The sequence below is a fragment of the Shewanella sp. M-Br genome, assembly GCF_036245925.1.
GTDB lineage: Bacteria > Pseudomonadota > Gammaproteobacteria > Enterobacterales > Shewanellaceae > Shewanella > Shewanella oncorhynchi.
The window spans coordinates 191966-213958 of the sequence record NZ_BJBV01000006.1 but is presented as its reverse complement, the minus strand read 5'-3'; the positions used below and the strand labels follow the sequence as shown (position 1 = coordinate 213958).

Sequence of the window (21993 nt, the reverse complement as noted above, 5' to 3'; positions counted from 1 at the left end):
TGTTGATCAAACTATTGCTTAAAATCATAGATTGCGAAGCAATTACGAGCGTAGCGAGTATAATCAATAACTTACTAAACAATAGCGTAGAAATAGAGTTCTTATAATATTTATAATATCTTTATTTCTACGCACATTTATTGACCAGCTAGTGATAGGTGGCTAACGCCACGATTTCGCTACGCTACATCACCCTATAGTATACGCCACCAGCACCACTCAGAGTGTTAAACAATGGTTCTCCAACTCTCTAAATACCTTTATAAACAAAAGGAATTTAGAGATGTCAAAATTTAAAAAAGAAGATTTACTATCACTCGCACCAACCAAATCAATAAATTTATCAGATAACCGCATTGTCCAAATCAGAGGTCTATGTGTTAAAGAGATCAAAATCATGCTTGGGGACAACTCATTTAACGAAACGATGGTTGAGGTAATCCAAAGCTGTGTTTTAACAGAGATCGATATCAGCAAGTTACCGACATTTGATATTGAGCTACTGTATCTAGCGATTTGGCGTTTAAGTAAAACAAGTGCAATCGTACCCGTATCATTCCGTTGTACTAACGAGATTGACGATAATCAATGCAACCACTTAGTACATACAGAAATCAACCTAGACCACGTTAAGCTGACAGACATACCCAGTACCAATATCGCTATCAATGGTGCACTAACAATCAAGATGCGATTTCCAACAATTTTAGAGCTAGATTTTTTTGATATCGAAAAACCAAGTGATGTATTTGATTTGGTATTGCGTTGTATTGAATCAGTCGCAATGAATGGTGAAACTATGGTGGTTGGTACTGATATCGAACCAAGTGAATTGGCCGAGGTGATGGATTATATTGATGAAACTGGCATGATTAAATTGATTGAGTTTGTTACCAACCTACCGACCAATAAGATTGATTTGGCGGTTAAGTGTGATAAATGCGGTCATACCGAACCTATGCGGTTATCTGGTCTAAATGAGATCATCGGGTGGGTTGAATGAACCTAAACCTAAACTATGTATCTAGGTCTGGTACAACCTCAGATGATGAAACACCAGACCTAGCTAGATTTATGAGAAAGGTCGAAACCAGTGATTTAGCTAGGTCAAACATGTTCTTAGTCCGATTTGTTAACTTAAACAACGGATTAAACGAAAATAGTGTTATATCGCCATTACTACCAAAGACCATTACCGACGGTCTATCCTTTAATCGGATAAAGGACATTAGCTATAACCAAATCCAAAAACACTTGAGCCCTAGAGTCAAAAGTATAATGGGCGCGAGTACACCACTACTTTTAAACACTCTGAGTGGTGCTGGTGGATTGCTAAGTGGTTTCTTTGGCGAAAGTTTTGATGTAAACCGCGACCTTGCAATGTTCTGTAAATCGGTATCACTGCCCGGCACTGCGTTTGATACTCAAGTAAACCATCATGAAAGAAAACCATTTACTGAAGTACGCAATAGGACTACTGATACCATCCGCATGACGTTTTATTGTTCCCCTGATTATGCTGAGCGCACTTGGTTTTTAACTTGGATGAATTCAATACACGATCAAGAAAACGCTATTTTCGGATTTTACTCAGATTACGCCAAGCCAATAGACATTATTACTTTAGATAGAGCAGGTGTTAAATCGAGTACGGTTAATTGTGTCGGGTGTTTTCCAATAAGAGTCGGGGAGGTACAAATGGGATACGAGCAAAATAACGAGATTTCTTCGTTTGAAGTAGAGTTTGCAATATCGACAATGAATCACGTTGCAACAAAAGGCAGTCCTAACATGGTCAACTCGATCGAGTCCTTTTTCAACAAATCTAGATCAACCATCAAATCGATTATCTAAATACCTATGCCGATAAGAGGGCATTAAGCAAAAAAGCCAACTGTTAATTCAGTTGGCTTTTTTTTATCCAAAATTTCAATATGAATAGACTATCACCTAAACATAGTACGGTTTTGCACATCAAATCACTATGATATAGATGTTTACACCACTTAAATCATAGTTTATTATTCATAGTGGTCTAATCATAGTAATGTGAAGTAATGATACGAGTTTACATGCGAGCGAGCACAGACGATCAAGATGCTGACCGTGCAAAGCAATCAATTAAGGATTTCCTAAAGTTAAGAGATGTTGCAGTTGCTGGTTGGTATACTGAAAACATATCAGGTACTAAATTAGATAGACCTGAATTAAGCCGATTGATAAATGATAGTGAATCGGGTGATATCCTTTTTGTTGAAAAATTGGATAGGCTTACACGTTTACCTTATGAGCAATGGGAATCTCTAAAAGCAAAGTTAAGGGACAAAGGGCTGATCGTTGTTGTGATGGATCAGCCAATGACACACAGTGCTTTTAGTGAATTAGTTGATGATAGCTTTACCTCACGTATCCTTACCGCCTTTATACTCGACCTGAGTGCATCACAGGCGCGTGATGATTATGAGACTAGGCGTGTCCGTGCAGCACAGGGTATCGAGAAAGCAAAATCACAGGGGAAGTATAAAGGACGCAGTAAAGACAATACCAAGCGTGAGGCAATCAAAAAACTGTTACTAGCTGGTGATACCTATTCAAGTATTCAGCAAGTTATCGGGTGCTCACCGTATCTAGTCCAGCAAGTTAGTCGTGAGTTAAAACAAGCTGAATGAAATCAATGGGAATTGTGGTGTATCTCTGGCTTATGGATAAATCGAGACTTAACACCATCAAAGAAATTTGAGATAACTAAAAATGTTGTTGTCGCTTGGTTTTTTAGTCTAAGTATATGATGCCACTTAAATTAAGAACGATTGGTATATACGTATAATCCCTTAGTTTTCCAAGAGTCCATCAACAATCTGGCTATCTACGGATTTTAATATAACTAAAACTAGTTCAGCTTGTTTTTTGACAGTTTGGTTTGATATTTCAACTATCTCCCCTTTGATTGTTTTTCCCGTTCTGTGAACTATATCGTGGCGAATTTGGACACATTTCGCTAATTCTCCCTGTATATCTTTGGGCAGATCAATTAGCAGCACATTCGAATAGAAAGTATTGATGGTCTCAATATTATGAAAAGAAAGGGTATTGATGTGATCAAGGATTGAGGAGTCAAGTTGCTCAAGTGTTTGAAATATTTTAGATACACAGATGTTTTTTTGACTTGTGTAAAACGGTTTAAATCTTTCTACAAATCTTCTTTTAATAGATTGTTTATTAAGCACTTGCCTTTTAGCTATATCCGACAGATAGGTTTCCATTATAGTGATAAGGGCACTAAACGAAAGCCGCTGGAGAACTGGATTTTTTACATCAGAGTTACAAAGAACTATGATGGCTTCTATCTCCAGTTTTGCAGATTCAAAGAACTTAGTGTATCCAGCTTGTGATTCTGCAATATCACCAAAATCATCTATCCAGCCACTATCTATAAGAGGAAAGACATTCAATTCACAAACTACATTAGGATCAGTTAGTTCAAGAATGACCCATGCATAGCTTTCAGATGACAAACAAGGAAAATGAAATCCACCACATGTGTAATCAGGGTACTCATCGTAGTTCGATAACATAAATTCTAAAAGATTTTGTTCGGCTTCACTTAATACCAGTTTGGTGTTGTCCTGAGAGTTGCTTGTCTGATTCTTCGCAATTGGTATCAGTTTTATCCAGCTATCCAAAGAGCAATTTTGAAGACCATTGAGGTATTTCACATATTCTAGATAACAACTATTCTCATGTTCATTAAATGAAGCAACATCCTCCTGAATATCTTTAATCCAACGGGCTTTTAGCTCTTTAAATTCAAGTTCTACCGACTCTCTATTGACCCCTTTTAGCTCCAATCTCCGCTTTAGTTTATCAGCACTCAAACGGTAACCAATAAACGTCTCGTTTTCACTAATTTCTCGAACTCTATCCAACTCAGAGAAAACCCACTTATGATAAGTGTTTTGCCACTCTTCTATGGTAAATCCACCTAACTCAATTCCTACCCATGTAGACATAAATCCTCAACCTCTTTTCTTTCAGAAGACATGAACTCAGATTTCATCATCTACATATAAAATTTTACTAAAACGATAGTTAGCGTAATGAAATATCCAGTTTAAAAAATAAGCTCTGGGACAAAAGCAATTTAAGCTAGCCTAAGTTACCACCACCAATACTTACGTGATAGTTTGTCTATCTCTTGTTGCTCAGAAGGTGTTAAGCGTTTGCCACTAAAGCGACGCTTGTTCTTCAATTGCTGATAACGGTCTAAATCGCCCTTGTTAGAAAAACTTATACCGATTATTCCTATAAGGACGATTACACCAATGAAGAAAGCAATCATATTTTCCCTAAGTAGGTAATCCCAACGTTCTTTTACGTACTTTCAAAACGAACGTTGGAATGCCAGTTATCTACACTAAAATCGTCAAAACGGTAAGTTAGGCTTTCTGATCCCAGCCTACAACATAACCATTTTCTACAGTAATTCTTAACGAATAGCGATTTGCACCTTGATGATTGTATTTCCAAACTTCTTTAACTTTAGTTTTAAGTCGCTTATTGTCTACGGCTTCTGGACTACCTAAAGAGTCTAAAAGCTGCTCAACTGTTTGACCTTCCCAAAAGTACCCGTCGAAAATTTTCTGAACGATTGACTCATCACCATACTTTTCTCTTAGAAATGCAAGGCGGGCTTTTTTCTTACTGCTGCTGTGTAAAACCATTAGGATAATTACGCCAACTATTACGAAAACTGGAATTTGCCAGCCTGTGGTCTCAAATATTTTTGAAATCACAACAACTGGAATGCCGATTATCATTGCAAGAGCAACTAATTTTCCTTCTGCTTTAGTAGATCTTCGAGCCATATACATCCTCTGTATTGTGCTTGTGTACGAGTTTTATCCTTCTAGTACATCACGAATTAACAATTTCACATCAACGTATCAAAAATCATCAAGAGATACCATATGGTAAAGCACATTGCTGTTTTGAAAATTGTTCTGAGTCGTTGAATTTTGAAGGGGATTATGTTTTTGAGGTTATAAACACTTGACCAAATCGCTTTTGGTGGTACAAATAGTAGGTCATTAAACAATTTAACCCACTTAGGCATCTTTAAGCATGTGAATGGTTACTTACCTTATGTCCCCCCGCAATGATAACTTGTGAACTCGGCCAGGCCCGGAAGGGAGCAACCGCAGCAAGCGACTCGTGTGCCGGGGTGTCGGCTCTAGGGGAACCTCCAATTCAACTTTCCCTCTGTTTATTCCGTTGTACTTCTCTATATCTACTCAATTTATGTTATTCAATATTTTAGTTTGCAGACTATTTCCGTTTTCTGCTGTTAATCATTTATAGCGTTAATATTTCTGCACAATGAGATAATCCATTGCCTGCTTCTGTTCTTGCCACTACAACGGCTAAAAATACTCTCAACAGTAACCTTTAACTAAATCAACGATTGGCTTCGGCTTCTTCCTGTAATCTTTTTTGCAGATTTTGTTTAAGAAAAGCGCGGGACTTTTCGAGTGCGGTTTGGATCTCACGCTTTAATTCCTGTAGCTCGTTATAGTCTTCAAAGAAGTAAGTATCGACGAGGTGGCGTATGTAGCGCACTGGCAGTTGATTTAAGGTCACGCAACATAAGTCGGCGAGATAGTCCTCAGGAAGTTCGTCCATAAGTCCTTCATCTGACAATATTTCCATTAAAAGAACTTCGTAGTAATTACGGATTTCGAGTTGCATTGTTATGCTCCATGACGGTTTTCATTGAGTTTGCTACCACAAATGATTTGCCGCAATAAAAAGTTGGCTGTGTCTTTGGCTTAATTGTAGTGCGTCTCTGCTGTAGCCGCCGCCTATCACGGCTGCAATTGGAATATTTTCCGATTTTGCCATTGATAACACAGTTAAATCCCGTCTGAACAGTCCTTCTTGGCTGATATTGAGCAAGCCAAGATCGTCATTTTGATGAATATCGACCCCAGCATCATAAAGAATCAGATCTGGTTGATGGATTCGGATAAGGAGGGCGAGTGTCTGCTCCACTGTTTCGAGGTACAGATTGTCATCGCTGCCTTTGGTTAGCTCAATATCATAGTGGGAATGCTGCTTACGACTCGGGAAATTCTCTTTGCAGTGAATCGAGCAACTGATGATCCCTTGATGTTGGTGGCTGAGGGTTGCACTGCCGTCACCTTGATGCACATCGCAATCAAAAATCAGTACCTTGTGTACTTGTTGCTGGCTCGCGATGGCATTTCTGGCCGCGAGGATAAGGTCGTTGAAAATACAATAGCCGCTGCCAAAATCGTAATGGGCGTGATGGTAGCCCCCCGTGAGATGCAGGGCAATACCCTGATTTATGGCTAATGAAGCTGTGAGTGTGGTGCCAGCCACAGAATGCAAGGTACGCTCAACTAAGGCTTCACTCCATGGGAAACCAATCCGTCTAAGCGCCGCTGTTGGCAAGGTACCCGCGATAAATTGCTCTACATATTCGCGTTGATGCACTTGCATTACATCTTCTGCAGTCATGGCCGTCGGCGTGTGGAACTGTGCAGTCGTGGCAATGTGGTTATCGAGTAAGTACTGCCGTAAATGTGCGTATTTAGTGGTGGGAAATCTGTGATGGGGAGGAAGCGCCAGCTTGGAATAGCTGGCGTGATAAACCAGTGGGATCAGAGTCAATATTGACTAAACCTCGTTATCGCAAGTTGTTATAGCTGTGAAATTGCCCAGCTCATAAATTCTTTACGGGTTTTTTCATCCGCTTGTAGCCACCAGTATTGCAACATTTGTTGTGGGTTGGCTCCTGCTGCTTTAGAGGTGTCTACGGGGGCTGTGAGTGATGTTGCGTTAACGGTCGCCGATGTTGTCACGGGTGCTGGTGCAACGGCTACTACTGCTCCAGCGGCACCGGTTGCTGCTGCAGCAGTACCGGATACGTCAACGGCTTGATTACCACTGAAAAGGCGAGAGACGAAGCTTTCTTCTTCTAAATTGGTATTCACCACTTGGTAATTGACGTTGCCTTTGTCACTACGGGTTAATTTGATTTGTGGGTTTTGCGCGTAAACTTTAGGCTTTTTAACGACTTCACCTTCGGCCGCTTGCAGATAATATTGATGGTCGCCATCAACATCTAAAGTAACGATGAAAGGTGCTGACTTAACAAAGGTTTGGCTGTCACTAAAATCATCCTCTACCATTTCATGATAACGAATGGCGATTTTGTGAGTGCCGGGGGCCAATTCTAAGCTGCTTTTATGGTTGAATACGCTCGACTCGACTTTTTTACCATCAAGAGCAAGGTACTCAAATGACATAGGAATGTTCAGATCTGCAGCGAAGGCTGAGGCAGATCCGAGTAATACTAGCAGGCTGCTAATTGGCAAAAGTGATTTCATTGTTACTCCTTAACGGTTATTACTCTGATACGGGCGTTCGAATATTTGAATGCGATCTTCTATATAACTAATAGCTTGCCTGCATTTTCCTAGACGACGATGCATCAAAAGGATGTCATTTTGCAATTTTATTTTGTCAGCACTATGACAGTTTTCAAGTTTTGATTCCATTTCTTCAATTTTTTGTTCAAATTTTTTCGCCCAATTCAGATGTTTGTTCAATTCTTCGTAGATCTCATGACTATTTTGCATCACGTTATTGGCGATCCAATCGAAACCACTGGCTTGGTGAGACTGATTCTGGCGTTGTGCAAAACGGGCACGACTACTGGCACGCTGCTGAGTTTTAGACTTAATGTCGATAGAAGTGGTCAGCAAGGCCCGTTTGACTGCGGTGAATCTATCTTGGATCCGCTCACAGCTCAGGGCAATGGTCTGGGGGGCGAGTTTGAGCTTAATTTGTTTTTCGAGCTGCATAATACTGCTACGAATTTGTTCAATACAGGGGCTGAGTTGGGCGCCGTGTTGGACAAACAGCGAGTGATTAAAACGCTCCGTTTCTTGCAGGAGTTTACGCTGCGGCGGCGCGAGTCGATTATCGTGTTGCAGCACTTCTTGTTCTAAGGCTTTAAGCTGATTCTTCAGCATCACCATTAATTGTTGGGTGTTCACAACCATGCGCTCCATGCCAAATTCGCTGCAATCATTAGCACGATCAAAATAAACAGTGGGCGGATAAAGGGTATGCCAAATTTAATCGCACAGCGGGCGCCGATAAATGAGCCTAACATCATGCACAATCCCATCCACAAACCTATTTGCCACTCTACCTGCCCAAGCCAGCCAAAGATAGTCAATGCGGTCAAGTTGCTGGTAAAAGTCATCGCACGGGCAAGGCCACAACTGTGCAGTAAAGGCAGTTTATACAAAGAGCCTGATGTGACGGTCCAAAATGCACCAATGCCTGGGCCTGCAAAACCATCATAAGTGCCTAAAGCCAGTCCCTGTAGCCATTGTTGCTTGGCTGGCGGCTTGCTGGTTGGTGCTTGGCAGTTAACGTCTGACATCGCATTGGGGCTGACTAAACTGTAAATGGCGATGCCAATGATCAGCAAGGGTAGGACCTTTTCGAGCCATTGAGTATCGACTAAATAGACTAAGAAACTGCCCAATACCGCGCCGATAAAGGTGGCGATAAAAGCCATGTACCAAAACGAGGGTTTAAAGAGGTGCTTGCGATAATAGGTCCAAGCCGCCATAAAAGAGCCAAAGCTTGCGGCTAACTTATTGGTGCCTAATACGGTATGCGGCGCAATGCCTAAGGTTAACAGTGCGGGGATTGACAATAGGCCACCGCCACCCACGACGGCATCAATGAATCCAGCGATAAGACCTATGACTGCCAACAGGGCCCAATGACTGGGCTCGAGTAACAACTCCAAATTTTAATCCTACTCTATAACACGTCTAAAGGGCGGTAAGGCGTCCAGTAAGGACTTGCCATAGCGTTTAGTAACTAACCGCCTATCTAAAATGGTCACTCGGCCATAATCTTGCTCTTTACGCAGTAATCTACCACAACTTTGAATAAGCTTACGTGAAGCATCTGGAATCGTTAGTTGTAAGAAGGGATTACCGCCTTTGACTTTGACATATTCTGCATGCGCTTGCTCAACGGGCGAGGTTGGTACGGCAAAGGGCAGTTTAGTGACGATCAAGTTAGTCAGATAATCGCCGGGCAAGTCGAGACCTTCAGAAAAACTGCCGGTGCCAAACAAGATGCTTGGTTCGCCCTTATCGCATTTAGCTTTATGATTTTCTAATAATTGTTGCCGTGGCGCATTGCCTTGAATAAGTAGTTCAGTGGTGAGTTTACCTTCAAGTAATTCAACCACTTTTTCCATCTGCCAGTAGGAGGCGAATAGCACTAAGGTTGCCATTTCGCCTTCAATAAGGGTGATGATTTGTTCGGCAAGTTCAGCCGTATAGGCATCATCCGTCGGCTCAGTGCGCATTTTGGGTAAATAAAGAGTCGCATTATTGGGGTAATCGAAGGGCGATTGTAAGGCTAAATAACGACTGCCATCGTTGAGTGATAACCCCACCTGATGTACGAAATGGTCGAAGTTATTGAGTGCGCGCAGCGTGGCGCTACATAAGACTACGCCTGCGGCCTTTTGCCACAGCATGGATTCCAGCATAAAGCCGACTTCGATAGGTGAGGCGCTAAACAGATAATCCACTTGTTTACCTGTGATGAGCTCAACCCAGCGCGCCATAGGTGCACCTTTATGTTTATCTTCCTTGGCCATCATCTTCCACAATTTTTGTAGATTCTCGAGCCTTTGCAGCATAAATCCAGTTTCGGCTAATAGTGCTTCGGATTGATGTTTAGGAATGTCGCCATCTTTAATCGCCTCTGCCAGCAGTGACAGCATTTTATTAAACTGCTTGAGGGCAAGATTAGAGGTCACTGCAAGGTTTTCGGCCAGAATGAGTAATGACTCTGGTAGTTTGCCGTGCTCAAAACGCAGACGGTTTTCAGGATTGGCAAAGTGTTTGGTCTGGGTATCGCAATAGTGGGCCACTTGATTGAGCTGGGCGATAAGATCGCCTAAGTGATCCTGCATCGCCTGCGCAGGAGCAATAATGTTGTTGCTCTTTATTTGGTTTTGCAACTTAGCGCAGGTTTTGCCAATTTTTTCGAGCCAGTCGCATGCGCCCCTCAGCGTGGCTTGAGCACTGGAGAAATCCCGCGCCACAATCGGTAAGTGATGTGCCTCATCGATAACATAAAACACGTCTTCGGGATCGGGCAAAATCACGCCGCCACCTAGCTCTAAATCGGCGAATAACAAGCTGTGGTTGGCGATGAGTACATCCCAGGTATCGACATCTTCACGGGCTTTATGAAACGGGCAATTTCTGTGGCTGGCCACTTGACGATGACAGCTGTGTTTGTCGCAGGCGATTTGTTGCCACAGGTGATCGGGCAGCGGCACGGCTAAGGTATCGATTTCGCCGTTCCAGCGACCTTCGTTATAGTCTTTTAACAGGCCATGCATCATAGCCACTTGGCTATTGTCAGGTTTAGTTTGCCACATGGCCATTTGTGTACTGTTGTCGTCACCGATGAGCATCGCCAGTTTCGATAGACACACATAACGTTGTCGACCTTTTACTAGGCCAAAGCGGAAATTTAAGCCGGATTGCTCAAGGAAGAAGGGCAAGTCTTTATGCAGTAATTGTTCTTGTAAGGCAACGGTCGCGGTGGCGATACAGACTTTTTTCTTGCTCGCTAATGCCAGTGGAATGGTACCGAGGATGTAAGACAATGATTTACCGATCCCAGTGCCTGCTTCGACCACAATGATGCGCCTATCTTTATCATAGTCGCCGGCGAGGGTCTTAGAGATTTCCGCCACCATATAGTTTTGTTCGCGACGCGGCCTAAAATTAGGCAAGGCAGTAGCGATATCTTTATAGATGGCGCGGATCTGGGTTTTTACATTGTCAGGTAACATGCGTCACTACTTTATCGAATTAATGCTGTACATAATAACAGTGATTGCATAGCCTAAGAAACTTTTCTGCCATTTGGCGGCATTTAAATTGAGGAACCATCTAAATTGACTAGCTACGCGATTTGGGAACCCATGCGATGAAGTCAGAGGCTACCGCGGCCGTTAGTGTACAAGGTCGAGTCTTAACACGCCATGCGATTCATCGTCATGGGAGTTTAGTGTTGCAGTATTATCTGGCTACCGCCCAAGGCCCTGTGCAGGTGGAAGTGCAAGGCACTGAACACATTTGTTTTTGTCATCAAACTGATGTCACGGCTTTGCAGTTGCAAACGCCGGGTCAAGCATTGCGGTTTGTACCGTTAGCACTCAAAAGCTTTAAAGGCGGCGCGGTTAGTGGTGTTTATGCTAAATCGAGCAACAGCTTACGTACCTTACAGCGCATCGCTAAAGATGCCGACATCCCTTTATTTGAAGCCGACATTCGCCCTGAACAGCGTTATTTAATCGAGCGGTTTGTGGCGCTGGATGTGGCATTTTTAGGGCATTTCTCTGCGACGAGTAACATACACGCGCCGACTAGCGACAGTTTTGAGGCTAATTCGCTGCCTGTGTTTATCGCCGAGCGGGCTAAGAGTATTGCCCCTTTAACGGCTGTACATTTGCGCTGTATCTCACTGGATTTTGAATGTAGCTTTGAGGGTTTACTCTATTCGGTTGCACTATATGGTCAATACAGTGGCCTAGACGAAGAGCAAGACAGTCTCAAGCAGACTTATGAAAAAGTGATTATGGTGGGTGAGGCTGAATCAAACTCTCCCGAATATATTGAATGGGTGGCCGATGAGGCTGCACTCATTCATCGATTAATCGCGTGGTTCCATGAGTTTGATCCTGACTTTGTCATAGGTTGGTCAGTGGTGAGTTTTGACCTCGCACTCTTGTCACGCCGGGCATTATTACACCGTATTCCGCTCACCATTGGCCGCGGAGGGGCAAAGCTTGAGTGGAAAGTCGATAATAAATTTCGGCCAGAAACCTTAGTTTTACCGGGCCGTGTGGTACTCGATGGTATCGATTGGCTTAAAGCCGCTTTCTATCATTTTGAGCGGTTTTCGTTGGAATTTGTTTCGCGGAAATTATTAGGTGAAGGCAAGGCCATTCATAACGTGGATAATCGCGTTGAAGAAATTGATCAGCTGTTTAAGGCCCACAAACAAGCATTAGCGCATTACAATCTTACTGACAGCCGTCTGGTGTGGGATATTTTTACTCACACTCAATTATGGGAGTTCGCCCTCGCGCGAGCTGAACTAACAGGTTTAGAGTTGGGGCGGGTTGGGGCTTCGGTGGCGGCATTTAATCATTTGTATTTACCGCATCTACATCGAGCAGGTTACGTCGCTCCCGATGCTCCTGCGAGTGATGGGATCGAAAGCCCCGGTGGCTATGTGATGGATTCTGTACCGGGACTTTATAAGCATATTTTAGTGTTCGATTTTAAAAGTCTATATCCCTCCATTATTCGTACCTTTTTGATCGACCCTAAGGGATTAATTGAAGGTTTGCAATTGCCAGAGTCTGACTGTGTTGCGGGATTTCTCGGTGGGCGTTTCAGTCGGCAACAGCCCATTTTACCTAAGCTTATCCAAACATTATCTGAGCAGCGCGAAAAGGCCAAACGTGAGCACAATGCGCCTTTATCCCAAGCGATAAAAATTATCATGAACTCGTTGTATGGGGTTTTAGGTTCTCAAGGTTGTGTTTTCCATGATGCAAAGTTAGCAAGTTCGATCACTATGCGTGGCCATCAAATCATGAAACAAACCCGCACATGGATAGAAGAGATGGGCTATCAAGTGATTTACGGCGATACGGATTCGACCTTTGTCTGGCTTGGCAGCGAGCCTGATCTCTCAGACATTAACGCCTTAGGTAACACTCTGGCGCGGGAAATTAATGCTAAGTGGCAGGCTAAGATCGGTGAAGATCATCAAGTTGAGAGTTTTCTCGAGTTACAGTTTGAGCGCCACTATGAGCAGTTTTTTATGCCGACCTTAAGAGGGTCGTTAGAAGGCAGTAAAAAACGTTATGTTGGCGCGTGGCGTAATGCGAGCGATGAACTTGAGCTTACTTTTAAAGGTATGGAGCAAGTGCGCAGTGATTGGAGCCCTTTAGCGCGCAAAGTTCAAGAGTCACTCTATGAACGGATGTTTAACCAAAGGGATATCAGTGTTTATTTAGCCAGTGTGTTTGAAAAGCTGCTTAATGGTGAGTTGGATGATGATTTGGTATTTCGCAAACGTATGCGACGCAATATTGAAGATTACACGGCTAAATCTTCTCCCCATGTTAAAGTCGCTCAACAATTATGCGACTTAACAGGAGATGCCTCTTTTGGCAAGCGTGGGGCGCAGATTGATTATCTGATTACTGTAAATGGACCGGAATCCTTACTGTACAGAACGTCACCAATTGATTACCAATACTACATTGATAAGCAAATTGGCCCTATTGCCGAGCCTGTTTTTTCGATAATGAAACTAAACTACATGGATATTGCGTCAAAGCAGTTGCTGTTAATATAGTGTTTTTAATGTTCTTTATGTGTTGCGCAGGGTGGCGAATGTAGCGTTTTAACCTGTTTTGTAGAGGTTAACTGGTTTGTTTTTGTGATGTTAATCGACATATTCTTTAGGTTTAGCTTTGAGGGAATATTGAAAGTTTGCTACCCTTTAAGAGGAAATTGTAAGGAAATATAACAACGGAATGACGTTGACAGAACATAAACAAAAAAGGTTAAGCACCAAATGAACAAGACGTTAGTAGCAACTGCGCTTGCAGCAATTTTTTTAGTTCCATCAGTCTCAGCTATCGAGATCTATAAAGATAATAAAAATGCCGTAGAAATCGGTGGTTTTATTGATGCACGCGTGATCAACACTCAAGGGGAAACAGAGGTTGTTAACGGCGCATCTCGCATTAATTTTGGTTTTAATCGTGAGTTGACTGACGGTTGGAAAGCATTTGCTAAATTGGAATGGGGTGTGAATCCTGTTGGTAGTAGCGACATCGTCTATAACAATCGCTTCGAATCTGTTCAAGAAGAGTTCTTTTATAACCGTTTAGGTTACGCTGGTCTGTCCCATGACACTTATGGAACACTGACTATTGGTAAGCAGTGGGGCGCTTGGTACGATGTCGTTTACAACACTAACTATGGTTTTGTGTGGGACGGTAACACTGCAGGTGTTTACACTTATAATAAAGATGATGGCGCGGTAAACGGTGTTGGTCGTGGTGATAAAACAGTTCAATATCGCAATGCATTTGGCGATGTAAGCTTTGCAGTTCAAGCACAGTTGAAAAACAGCAGCTTCTATACCTGTGATACAACGGATGATATTTCACAAGCTCAGTGTCAAGCGAACTGGGAAAGCGGTGATAAAGCAGCTCAACAAGTAGAATACAATTATACTTATGGTGGCGCGCTGACCTATAAAGCCACTGATATGCTGACCTTAACTGCGGGTGTTAACCGCGGTGAGTTTGATGTGAGTTTTGGTAATGGCGAACAAACCACTGCGGTTGATCTTATCTACGGTGCGGGTATCACTTGGGGTAACTTCGATAGCAATGGCTTATACGCTGCTGCAAACGTTAACAGACAAGAAAATCATGACACAGACAATATTGGTCGTTTGATTAAAGACGCCTATGGTATTGAAAGTTTAGTTTCTTACAAGTTTGACAATGGATTACGCCCATTCATTTCTTACAACGTGCTTGATGCCGGTAAAGACTATGTCATTCAACCTAACTTTAATGCCGATCCTAACGATGAGTTCAAACGTCAGTTTGTCGTGGTTGGTTTGCACTTTGTATGGGACCCAAACACAGTGCTTTACGTAGAAGCACGTAAAGATTACAGCGATTTTACCAGTGCAGATAAAGAACAAGAAGCTAGAATGGCGCTTTCTGAATCTGACGGCGTTGCCATTGGTATCCGTTACACACTTTAAGTTTCCAGTTTCTATATAGTAGAAACCACTGTTTTAACAAAAAGCCAGTCAGCAATGACTGGCTTTTTGTTTTTAACGATAAGTCAATTAGTAATAAAAAAAACATTGTGTATTTTTTGTTTGTATTTAGTTATCTTTTTGTTGATTAAATGTCTCTCATATGATTTTATGCTTCCGCAGCACTTCGGAATGTTTAAGGTGCCCTTGTTTAAAACTGCTTATTAAATAAGCAAATTATAATAAAAACATGATTTTCCCGGGAGATTGACAATGCATAAAAAAAACTTGATAGCAAAATCTGTGCGCTTTGCACTGATTAGCGGTGTGACTGCTACGGTATTAAATGTACCTTTTACATTTGCAGATGATAAAGATGGAGCAAAAGTTGAGCGTATAGCTGTAACTGGTTCGCGAATTAAACGCGCAGATATGGAAACTGCTAGTCCTGTTAGCGTGATTGATGCTTCAGCCATTATTTCCTCTGGTGCAATATCGATTGATGATGTTTTGCAGAAAATGACTTCGGCTGGCGGTGCTATGACTAACGCTGGCATAAATAATGGTTCTGGTGGTAATTCTCGCATAAACCTCAGAGGATTAGGCACTAACCGTACTCTAGTTTTGGTTAATGGTCGTCGAATGATTGCTTCTGGTACAGGAGCTGCTTCTACTGTTGACCTTAATACGATTCCAGTTTCTATGATCCAAAGAGTTGAAGTACTTAAAGATGGTGCTTCTGCGGTTTATGGTACAGATGCTATTGCTGGTGTGGTTAACGTAATTTTGAAAAGAGACTTTGAAGGTTTTGAAGTCAACGCCCAAACCGGCATTTCTGGAGAAGGTGATGCTGACGAGTCTACGATTGATATGACTTTGGGTAACACCTTTGATAAAGGCAATGTCGTTATAGGCGCACAGTATACAAAGCGTGGCGAGGCAAGCCAAGCTGACCGTGATTTTTCTGATTGCCCTGTAACAGAAACTAAGCCTGATGCAAGTGGTAAAATTAGCTTGTTTTGCGGTGGTAGTGGTTATTCTCAAGGTGGTCATATTTGGGGCGATACTGCAGATCTAAGTGGTAGAGGTGGTACTTACCATGATTATGTTACTGCAAATGATGCATATAACTATGCGAAAGATAGTTATCTATCGACGCCAATGGAACGCTTGAATCTCACGGCTGCTGGAACCTATGAGTTGACAGATACAACTCGTTTCTTTACTGAGGCTATGTATTCAAAGCGTTGGTCAAATCAACAAATGGCTCCTCAACCAATTTGGAACAGCGATGCATGGGTTTATAATCCTATTTCAGCTGGTGGTTGGATGACCGATGACCTGCTGCCATGGGTTAAGCCTGGAGAAGAACTCTCTTATGGTCGTCGCATGGTTGAGTCCGGTACCCGTGACTTTAGTCAAGTTGTAGACACTATTCGTATTGTTTTAGGCGTAGAAGGTGAATTTGATAATGGCTGGAGTTGGGATGCCTCTTATAATAAAGGTCGCAACGACTCTGTCGATACTCTGGCAAATCTACATAATTTAGGTTCAATTAATGCAGCAGTTTTAAAGGGGGAATTTGATCCTTTTTTACAGTCTTCATGGGAAGGTGAGAGCATCACTCCATTCATCTATACCGAAGTAAATAGTGGTGGAAGTGAGTTAGATATTATTGCCGCAACCTTATCGGGTGATATTGTTGAGCTACCAGCGGGTATGATGGGCTTTGCTGCTGGATACGAGAATCGTAAAGAAGCAGCAAAGTTTACACCAGATTCATTAACAGCACAGGGGTTAGCTAATGATCCTCGGGTAGAACCTACCGGTGGTGATTTTAGCGTTAATGAAATTTATGCTGAATTGGCTATCCCATTGTTAAGTGGGTTACCACTAGTGGAACAACTCGATCTGAGTGCTGCAATGCGTTATTTTGATTACAGCACGTTTGGTGATGACACTACATGGAAACTAGGCTTAACTTGGCGAGTATATGATGACCTTATGTTCCGTGGGGGGTTGTCTACTGCATTCCGTGCTCCAACTGTTGATGAGTTATATGGTGGTAAGTCACCATCCTTCGAACAAATTGTTCATCCTGCAACAGAACAAGACCAAGCAGAAGTCACTGTTGGCGGTAATGGGTTATTAACTCCAGAAGAAGCCGACATTACAACGATAGGTTTAGTTTATTCACCAAGCTTCGTAGATGGTCTGTCTATGACTGTTGATTACTACGATATTGAATTAACAAACACTATAACTTCTGTTGACAACAATTATATTGCTAACCAATGTTTAGATGCTGCAGGTAATAAGATCAATACTGATACTGTATTGTGTCAATCTTCTAATATTCAGATTGATAACAGTGGTCGTATTAAGTTTGACAATGGCCTACAAAATATCGGTGCGACGAACACTGCGGGTTATGACCTTAATGTTGCTTATGCATTTTCAGCTCTAGGATTGGATTGGAAAGCAGGTTGGGATACATCAATTCTGACCGAATATGAAGAATTCGATCCTGATGGTGTTGCTGTGGATTATCGTGGTTACATTACCGGCGGTACGGGAGCCTATGCAAAATTCAAGAGTAATATGAACATCACTGCTAGTGCAGATGACTGGAGCTTTACTTACGAAGCTCGTTATATTGATGGGATGGACTCATTTGCTTGTAAAGGCAAAGAATCTAGTTGTTATGCACCAACAGTTGGGAGTGTTATATACCATGATCTATCAGGATCTTATGATTTAACTCAAAACATTCGTCTATCAGGTGGTATCAATAACCTGTTTGATAAAGAGCCTCCCTATTACACAGGTAATAATGACTCAAACACAGATCCATATACTTATGAAATGTTAGGTCGTTATTTCTTCGTTCGTGCGAGTATGAAGTTCTAAATCCTCGTTAGCGGGAGTCATTATTTTGTTCCAGCTTTAATTATAAAAACCCTGAGGCAACTTGGGGTTTTTTATCATCAGAATGAAGAAAATGGAAAACTAACTGGTATATAGCGTAATGGTCATTTAGATTAAGTCATTTATTTCAATAATTTGGTCACCTTAAATAACGAGTACTTCTCAAATGGAAGGTAATTCAAATTTTGTTATTGTATTTGTTCGACAAATTTTCAGAACTCGTCAGTTCTGCCCGCACATGTAAACTATCACAGACATCTTTGGTCATTGTTCTTATTGGCAATCAAGGACAAGTCAAATCCAGTCAAATGTCAGTATTAAAATCACTTTGGTTAAAAGTGCATGTTTAAGCAGAACTGAGGTTGTTTGTTGAAAATTATTCCTATGTTGTAATGATCTCCCCATTTTTTGCCGAACAAAATTTAGCCATAAAATGTCAGGTTTTTTGAGCACTTATACTTAAAAGTGGTTTTAAGTGTTAATTTTTTTGCAAGTATTTGTGTTTGAGTTGTTTTTCAATTTTATAATGGTTAACTCTCCATCACCTTAAAATAAATGCTTAAATTTCATTGTCTTATGGTTTTATTCAATTTGGCACTAGATAAAGCTTATGGCTAATCATCAGTTTTAAACTATTCACAAACGGCGATTGCTGTGTTATTTCTGCTTCAATTGTTGATTAAGTGTTTTAAATGTGATTTTATTGGTTCATCTATGTGTCGGCGTGTGATTTTTTGGTGTCGAGCTTAGAGGAAAAGTCGTCAGTGAGATGTCGATGAAAAATAATAAAGACATAGTATGTCAAGGGAGATAGGCAATGCATAATAATAATTTATTAGCTAAATCAGTGCGTTTCGCATTGATTAGCGGTGTGACAGCAACAACCTTAAGTACATTCGGCGTATTTGCTGCGGAAGAAGATGGTGCAAAAGTCGAGCGTATTGAAGTTACTGGTTCTCGTATCAAACGTACTGATATGGAAACAACAGTACCAATTACAGTTTTATCAAGAGAAGATATTGCTCAAACAGGCGCAATTAACGTTGCGGATATTTTGAACTCATCACCAGTAACAATTGCTGGTTCAGATCAATCAAATAGTGCCTTCACTACATCTACAGTTGGTCTCAATACAACTTCATTACGTAATTTAGGAGACTCAAGAACTTTAGTTCTTGTCAATGGTCGCAGATTTGTTTCTGGTGTTGATCCATCAAGTGGTTATGCAGTAGATTTAAACGCAATTCCGACTTCGATGATTGAACGTATCGAAATTTTAAAAAGTGCATCTTCTGCTATTTATGGTTCTGATGCTGTAGCTGGTGTAGTTAACATCATTACTCGTAAAGATTTTGATGGTGTAGAAGTAAATGCTCAAACAGGTATTTCTGGAGAGAGTGATCGTAATACTAAGACTGTTAGCCTTACATCCGGTAAAACTTGGTCAGGTGGTAATGCTTGGGTTTCGTTGGGTTATGATGATGATGAAGGTATTAAAGCAACTGACCGTGATTTTTCTAAACAGGACTTGGCAGTTTTTCTTGATGAGAATGGTAATGAATATGCTGGTCCATTGAATTCCTCTTTCGCCCCACAAGGCAAAATTGGTAAGTATAATGGTGATGGTACTTTATATTCAGGTGCAACAGGTAGTTTTAACAGAGCAGAATATCGGCAGTTAGTTACTCCACTTGAGCGTAAATATGCAGCGGCTGGCTTGAATATGGAGCTAGCAGATAACGTATCTATGTTTACTGAACTTAACTGGAATACGACTAAAACGATAGATTCCACTATTGAACCAACACCTTTAGATGTCGTAAACGATGTATGGTTGAAAAATCGTAATGGTAAAGGTGGAATGGACATTAATTCTCCATTGATTCCTGATGCCTTACGTAATGCTCTTGTTGCTGACGGAATTACAAATTTAAATCAGACAACGTTTACTCGTCGATTGGTTGAATTTGGTCCTCGCTCTACAGATTTAGAAAGAAATACGATTCGTATTGCTACAGGTGTCGATTGGGCAATAAATGATGCATGGGCATCCCAAACGTACATGACCTGGGGGAGAACTGACCAGTTACAAGATAACGGTGGTCAGGTAAATAAAGAGCGAGCAGCACTTGCGTTGGATGTGATTAAAGATGCCAATGGCAACTTAGTATGTGCTAATGAACTAGCACGTTTACAAGGTTGCGTTCCATTAGATTTATTTGGTGCGGGTACTGTATCTGATGAGGCTGTTAAGTATATTGAATCTCCTGCAAAAGCAGCTGGTCAGGCAGAGCAGTTTGTTCTAGGAAGTAGCGTAACAGGAGCTTTACCTGTTGCATTACCGGGGGGAGATATTGGTGTTGCCATGGGCTTGGAATATCGTGAAGAACGCGGCGTTTACAGTCCTGGGGATTTAGCTCAAACAGGTGCGTCAAGTACTAACCAATCAGATCCTACCGATGGAAAATTATACTCAAAAGACGTTTATGTTGAAGCAATTCTTCCTGTTCTTGAAAACCTGGAATTTGATTTAGCAGCGCGTTTTGCTGATCATTCTGTTACTGGTGGTGATTGGACTTGGAATGCTGGTCTAGAGTATACGCCATTTGATTCGTTTAAGGTGAGGGCTTCTGCTGCCACAGCTATACGTACTCCAAATATTTCTGATTTATACGGAGGACGTGGTGAAACTTTTGCTACTGTAGCCGATCCTTGTGATGGTGTGACTGCAACAACTGCTGGAAATGCGGCGGCTAATTGTCGTGCAATCCAATCTGTAAGTGATCGAATCGCTGCTGATGGAGTCTTTAAGTTAACTCAAGCAGAGCGTCAGGCCACTGGTGGTACACAAGGTGGTAACCCTGATGTCAAAGCGGAAACTGCTGATACTTGGAGTGCAGGTATTATTTGGCAAATCGTTGATGATTTGGCATTTACGTTAGATTACTATGATATATCTGTGAAGGATGCAATTTCTACAACAAGTCGCACGACAGTGTTGAACCGCTGTTTTGATGTTGATGCAAGTCAGTTCTCACAAAATTGTAATGGAGCTGCTGTACGTGATTTTAAAGGTGCTTTGATTGAAGTTCATTCAGGTACATCTAACGAAAATAACATTGATACTTCAGGTATTGATGCTGAATTTAATTATACGACTGATTTAGGGCCTGGTAGTTTTAAAGCTCAACTAGTTTGGAACTACACTAATGAATATGTTGTTACAGGCATTCTATCTGGTGAGGCCATTGATTATGTCGGTGATGTTACGCATCCAGAACATAGAGCTAACTTGAATTTATCCTATGCTCTTGATGAGATGAGCTTTGCATGGCGTATGCGTTACTGGGATGCAGTTGTTGACTCAGTAGATGAAAGTAATGGTAATTTTACAGATGGTGCTTCATTAACTACATTTAACGAGATTGATGCGGTTATATACCATGATGTAAATGCTAGTTATACATTTGCGAATGGGTGGGAAGCAATGGTAGGTGTCCGTAATTTATTTGATAAACAACCTCCATTATTGCCTCAAGGCTCTAATTCTGGCTCAACAGGTATCAATACTGCGTCAGAGGCTTATGATGTAACAGGACGTTATTTCTATGCTGGTGTTACTGCCAAGTTTTAATGACTGACTATCGGTAATTAGACTATTACAGAATGGAACCGGATCAATGTTGATCCGGTTTTTTTATTAGTAAGTAAAGTCATGTAAATATGCTGCTTAGATTAGGGCTTATTGTTTTTGTTGTACAAGTATTACTCAGGCTATACATGGTAACCACATTAACGTAAATGCCAGTGAAACCATATTGGCGTAATTCTTCGCTAATTTTTTATATTGCTCGGCAGTGTTTAATTTTTCAAAATTATTCTCCACCAAATGTCGATATAAACACTAATCAATCTTCACTTGAGGTGTGTTGTTATCGTTGCGCTTTGAGATAACTGATTTCCCACCTTTATTTGCGGAGAATTCACGAAAAGTATCACTTCCATAACCTTTATCAACAGTCACAGTATCAACCTGCTTTAAGTGCTCAATGAGGCCAGGGGCTGATCATGCTCGATCGATTTTCATACGTCCCCTTTATAAACAAAGAGATAAAA

The 21993-nt window shown here is 41.4% G+C and carries 15 protein-coding genes, 1 other RNA gene and 1 pseudogene; 8 read left to right on the top strand and 9 right to left on the bottom strand.

Annotated elements, in window-relative coordinates:
• Window positions 1–283 precede the first annotated feature (283 nt).
• The 3 genes from AAA952_RS07080 to AAA952_RS07070 all read left to right on the top strand — a co-directional run bounded on the left by AAA952_RS07080 (window position 284) and on the right by AAA952_RS07070 (window position 2669).
• On the top strand, window positions 284–1003 hold the full coding sequence (locus AAA952_RS07080; RefSeq protein ID WP_338255591.1) for a T4 family baseplate hub assembly chaperone: 720 nt from the start codon (window positions 284–286) through the stop codon (window positions 1001–1003).
• Window positions 1000–1854: a hypothetical protein gene (locus AAA952_RS07075; RefSeq protein ID WP_338255589.1), complete on the top strand. Its 855-nt coding sequence runs from the start codon at window positions 1000–1002 to the stop codon at window positions 1852–1854. Before AAA952_RS07080 ends, AAA952_RS07075 begins: the two co-directional genes overlap by 4 nt.
• A gap of 218 nt (window positions 1855–2072) precedes the next feature.
• A complete protein-coding gene (locus AAA952_RS07070) occupies window positions 2073–2669 on the top strand; it encodes a recombinase family protein (protein ID WP_338255587.1) in 597 nt (198 codons plus the stop codon).
• A gap of 162 nt (window positions 2670–2831) precedes the next feature.
• Here the strand turns inward: AAA952_RS07070 and AAA952_RS07065 are convergent, their stop codons facing one another.
• Both AAA952_RS07065 and AAA952_RS07060 read right to left on the bottom strand, forming a co-directional pair.
• On the bottom strand, window positions 2832–4010 hold the full coding sequence (locus AAA952_RS07065) for a HEPN/Toprim-associated domain-containing protein (protein ID WP_338255585.1): 1179 nt from the start codon (window positions 4008–4010) through the stop codon (window positions 2832–2834).
• A gap of 426 nt (window positions 4011–4436) precedes the next feature.
• Entirely contained in the window at window positions 4437–4865 is a 429-nt protein-coding gene (locus AAA952_RS07060; protein ID WP_338255583.1) for a hypothetical protein, read from the bottom strand.
• Window positions 4866–5139: 274 nt separating this feature from the next.
• Here AAA952_RS07060 and ffs point away from each other — a divergent pair.
• Window positions 5140–5234: signal recognition particle sRNA small type (gene ffs, locus AAA952_RS07055), an RNA gene on the top strand.
• 220 nt (window positions 5235–5454) lie between these two features.
• Here ffs and AAA952_RS07050 read toward each other — a convergent pair.
• From AAA952_RS07050 to dinG, 6 genes are read right to left on the bottom strand one after another with little or no spacing between them, the layout of a single operon-like run.
• Window positions 5455–5745, bottom strand: a complete 291-nt coding sequence (locus tag AAA952_RS07050) for a late competence development ComFB family protein (protein WP_028760452.1) — start codon at window positions 5743–5745, stop codon at window positions 5455–5457.
• 33 nt (window positions 5746–5778) lie between these two features.
• Complete coding sequence (locus tag AAA952_RS07045; protein WP_338255579.1) at window positions 5779–6690, bottom strand: histone deacetylase family protein; 912 nt, start codon at window positions 6688–6690, stop codon at window positions 5779–5781.
• 29 nt (window positions 6691–6719) lie between these two features.
• Window positions 6720–7409: a DUF2057 domain-containing protein gene (locus AAA952_RS07040; RefSeq protein WP_131524308.1), complete on the bottom strand. Its 690-nt coding sequence runs from the start codon at window positions 7407–7409 to the stop codon at window positions 6720–6722.
• Window positions 7410–7418: 9 nt separating this feature from the next.
• Window positions 7419–8087 (bottom strand): primosomal replication protein, encoded by a 669-nt coding sequence (locus AAA952_RS07035; protein WP_249195591.1) that lies wholly within the window; start codon window positions 8085–8087, stop codon window positions 7419–7421.
• Window positions 8078–8851, bottom strand: coding sequence for a sulfite exporter TauE/SafE family protein (locus AAA952_RS07030; RefSeq protein ID WP_338255576.1), 774 nt, complete (start codon window positions 8849–8851; stop codon window positions 8078–8080). Before AAA952_RS07030 ends, AAA952_RS07035 begins: the two co-directional genes overlap by 10 nt.
• A 9-nt stretch (window positions 8852–8860) precedes the next feature.
• Window positions 8861–10933, bottom strand: coding sequence for an ATP-dependent DNA helicase DinG (gene dinG / locus AAA952_RS07025; protein WP_263199201.1), 2073 nt, complete (start codon window positions 10931–10933; stop codon window positions 8861–8863).
• Window positions 10934–11070: 137 nt separating this feature from the next.
• On the opposite strand from dinG, the gene AAA952_RS07020 reads away from it, so the two are divergent.
• The 4 genes from AAA952_RS07020 (at window position 11071) to AAA952_RS07005 (ending at window position 21511) form a co-directional block, all read left to right on the top strand.
• Window positions 11071–13518, top strand: a complete 2448-nt coding sequence (locus AAA952_RS07020; protein WP_338255573.1) for a DNA polymerase II — start codon at window positions 11071–11073, stop codon at window positions 13516–13518.
• Between the two features lie 222 nt (window positions 13519–13740).
• Window positions 13741–14952 carry a porin gene (locus tag AAA952_RS07015; RefSeq protein ID WP_028760445.1) on the top strand — a complete coding sequence of 404 codons (1212 nt, stop codon included), beginning with the start codon at window positions 13741–13743 and terminating at the stop codon, window positions 14950–14952.
• Window positions 14953–15222: 270 nt separating this feature from the next.
• Entirely contained in the window at window positions 15223–17859 is a 2637-nt protein-coding gene (locus AAA952_RS07010; RefSeq protein ID WP_263235529.1) for a TonB-dependent receptor, read from the top strand.
• A gap of 835 nt (window positions 17860–18694) precedes the next feature.
• The gene (locus AAA952_RS07005) at window positions 18695–21511 is read left to right on the top strand and encodes a TonB-dependent receptor domain-containing protein (RefSeq protein WP_338255569.1); all 2817 of its coding nucleotides are present in this window, start codon (window positions 18695–18697) and stop codon (window positions 21509–21511) included.
• Window positions 21512–21646: 135 nt separating this feature from the next.
• On the opposite strand, the pseudogene AAA952_RS07000 reads toward AAA952_RS07005, so the two are convergent.
• A pseudogene (locus AAA952_RS07000) lies at window positions 21647–21940 on the bottom strand (IS5/IS1182 family transposase); the annotation flags it as partial.
• Between the last annotated feature and the right edge of the window lie 53 nt (window positions 21941–21993).

What these genes read in the sequence shown, in the direction of transcription:
- AAA952_RS07075 (WP_338255589.1), top strand. Translation starts at nt 1,000, where the DNA reads ATGAACCTAAACCTAAACTATGTATCTAGGTCTGGTACAACCTCAGAT.
- AAA952_RS07060 (WP_338255583.1), bottom strand. Translation starts at nt 4,865, where the DNA reads ATGGCTCGAAGATCTACTAAAGCAGAAGGAAAATTAGTTGCTCTTGCA.
- AAA952_RS07020 (WP_338255573.1), top strand. Translation starts at nt 11,071, where the DNA reads ATGAAGTCAGAGGCTACCGCGGCCGTTAGTGTACAAGGTCGAGTCTTA.
- dinG (WP_263199201.1), bottom strand. Translation starts at nt 10,933, where the DNA reads ATGTTACCTGACAATGTAAAAACCCAGATCCGCGCCATCTATAAAGAT.
- AAA952_RS07005 (WP_338255569.1), top strand. Translation starts at nt 18,695, where the DNA reads ATGCATAATAATAATTTATTAGCTAAATCAGTGCGTTTCGCATTGATT.
- AAA952_RS07070 (WP_338255587.1), top strand. Translation starts at nt 2,073, where the DNA reads ATGCGAGCGAGCACAGACGATCAAGATGCTGACCGTGCAAAGCAATCA.
- AAA952_RS07065 (WP_338255585.1), bottom strand. Translation starts at nt 4,010, where the DNA reads ATGTCTACATGGGTAGGAATTGAGTTAGGTGGATTTACCATAGAAGAG.
- AAA952_RS07010 (WP_263235529.1), top strand. Translation starts at nt 15,223, where the DNA reads ATGCATAAAAAAAACTTGATAGCAAAATCTGTGCGCTTTGCACTGATT.
- AAA952_RS07080 (WP_338255591.1), top strand. Translation starts at nt 284, where the DNA reads ATGTCAAAATTTAAAAAAGAAGATTTACTATCACTCGCACCAACCAAA.
- AAA952_RS07050 (WP_028760452.1), bottom strand. Translation starts at nt 5,745, where the DNA reads ATGCAACTCGAAATCCGTAATTACTACGAAGTTCTTTTAATGGAAATA.
- AAA952_RS07040 (WP_131524308.1), bottom strand. Translation starts at nt 7,409, where the DNA reads ATGAAATCACTTTTGCCAATTAGCAGCCTGCTAGTATTACTCGGATCT.
- AAA952_RS07015 (WP_028760445.1), top strand. Translation starts at nt 13,741, where the DNA reads ATGAACAAGACGTTAGTAGCAACTGCGCTTGCAGCAATTTTTTTAGTT.
- AAA952_RS07035 (WP_249195591.1), bottom strand. Translation starts at nt 8,087, where the DNA reads ATGGTTGTGAACACCCAACAATTAATGGTGATGCTGAAGAATCAGCTT.